The sequence below is a fragment of the Bacillus zhangzhouensis genome, from assembly GCF_000715205.1.
GTDB classification, from domain to species: Bacteria; Bacillota; Bacilli; order Bacillales; family Bacillaceae; genus Bacillus; species Bacillus zhangzhouensis.
In genome coordinates, this window is the sequence record NZ_JOTP01000055.1 from 1 (window position 1) to 1,967 (window position 1,967).

Annotated in this window: 3 protein-coding genes; all 3 read left to right on the forward strand. The window is 40.0% G+C overall.

The window, feature by feature from the left end; translation table 11 throughout:
• Nucleotides 1-295, forward strand: a 295-nt coding sequence (locus BA70_RS18615) for an HK97 family phage prohead protease (protein WP_034325226.1), incomplete at its 5' end; no start/stop codon positions are given.
• Between the two features lie 35 nt (nucleotides 296-330).
• Complete coding sequence (locus tag BA70_RS18620; protein ID WP_034325227.1) at nucleotides 331-1,518, forward strand: phage major capsid protein; 1,188 nt, start codon at nucleotides 331-333, stop codon at nucleotides 1,516-1,518.
• Between the two features lie 21 nt (nucleotides 1,519-1,539).
• Nucleotides 1,540-1,704, forward strand: a complete 165-nt coding sequence (locus BA70_RS20435; RefSeq protein ID WP_160171280.1) for a hypothetical protein — start codon at nucleotides 1,540-1,542, stop codon at nucleotides 1,702-1,704.
• The last annotated feature ends 263 nt before the right edge of the window (nucleotides 1,705-1,967 follow it).

A 1,967-nucleotide genomic window follows, 5' to 3' on the forward strand; every position in this document is an offset into this window, starting at 1 on the left:
ACGCAGCGGCGTTATTAATCAATGTTCTTTTGCTTTTTCGTTGGATTACAACGGAGACGAACCCGACGAATGGAGAATTAACGAAAACGAGGACATATACGAACGAAGAATAAACAGAATTCACCGCATTTATGACATTTCTCTAGTAACGACACCTGCATATAGCGATACCGCAGCTGTGGTAGGTGCTCGAAGCATGGAGAAAGTAGAAGAAATGAAAGAACAACGGAGCGCACCAACAGATGAAATTTTAAAAATTGAATTGGAACTTTTAAGCCTTGATCTTCCCGAATAAGGCTTTTTTGCGTTCAATAAGGAGGAAAAATACAGATGTCTAAAAAAGAAATTGAATTACGTCAGCAGTTTACACGAAAGAAAGAAGATGCTGATAAAGCACTAGCAGAAGGAAAAACAGAGGAAGCGCGCCAGCTTCTTAATGAAGTGAAAGAGCTGAAAAGTCAAATTGAGTTGATGGTAGAAGGACGATCACTTGACGTGCCTGATTTATCTGGCGGTGAGCATTTTGTGCCGGAGCAAGAGCGCAAACCAGAAGGAAGATCACGAGATCAAGAAGACAAGGAAGAACGACAAAAATTGTTCGCTAAGGCTTTTATTAAATCTCTTCGTGGAAGACGTTTGACAGACGAAGAACGCGATCTATTTGAAAGTACAGAATTTAGAGCAATGTCAGGGAAAACCGAAGAAGACGGCGGGATATTAATTCCTGAAGACATTTCAAGAACCATCAAGGAGCTAAAGCGGGAACAATTACATCAACTTGAGCAATATGTCACAGTAGAGCCAGTGGCAACACGGTCTGGCAGCCGTATGCTTGAGAAAAATAGTGATATTACACCATTTGCAGTCCTTGAAGAAATGGACGAAATTCCAGAGACAGATCAACCTAAGTTTACAAAACTATCATATAGTATCACTGACTATGCGGGCCTTTTACCTCTCTCAAATACGTTGCTTCAAGATACAGACCAAGCAATCATGTCTTATGTGGCAAAATGGTTTGTCAAAAAATCTGTTACAACAAGAAACAATCTTATTCTTGATATTCTTGAAAAATTGAAAAAGGTTAATTTTAAAGGGCTTGATGATATTAAAAAGACCTTAAATGTAACTCTAGACCCTGCAATTTCAGCGAGTGCAATCATTATGACAAACCAAGATGGATTCAATTATCTTGATGAGCTTAAAGATGCAGACGGAAAATATCTATTAAAAGATATACCGACAGAACCAACTAATAAAATGCTCTTTGGCCGCCGCGTGGTGGTTATTTCAAACAAAATTTTGAAGACGAAGGAAGGCAAAGCGCCTGTAATTGTTGGTGATTTAAAAGAGACAATCGTTTTATTTGACCGTCAGCAGCAATCAATCGCATCTACAGTTGAGGGAGCTGGCGCATTTGAAACTAATACAACAAGGGTGCGTGCAATTGAACGCGAAGACGTTGTGCTGTGGGATAAGGATGCTGTAGTGTACGGCCAATTATCAATAAAAGAGTAAATCTAGAAGAGGTGAAGAGTCATGCGAGTGACGAAAAATTACACCACTGATGGCGGGGATCGAACTGTCATCGGTGGTGTTTTAGAATTTGCAGGCGGAAAAATCGTCAAAGACGGCGAGGAAGTGAGTCTAGGAGGCAGCGGATCAGCTGCACCAGGATCCAAAAGGCGATCCTGCAGTAATTGAAACGGGGTCTATTAAAAACGACCATTTAGCAGATAAATCTGTTAACTCTCGTACTATAGGCACTGGCAGTGTTATGTGGGAGAATCTCAATTCTGCAGTAAAAGAAATGATCACCGATTTACAGACGCGAGTCAATGAGCTTGAGGGTAAAGAAAATACTGAATAAGTAGGCGGTCTTCTATGGATTTAAAAATGCTGAAAGATGAACATTTAAAAGTTGATAACGACCAAGATGACGACTTGCTTAAAAACTTAATTAATGC

What these genes read in the sequence shown, in the direction of transcription:
- BA70_RS18620 (WP_034325227.1), top strand. Translation starts at nt 331, where the DNA reads ATGTCTAAAAAAGAAATTGAATTACGTCAGCAGTTTACACGAAAGAAA.
- BA70_RS20435 (WP_160171280.1), top strand. Translation starts at nt 1,540, where the DNA reads ATGCGAGTGACGAAAAATTACACCACTGATGGCGGGGATCGAACTGTC.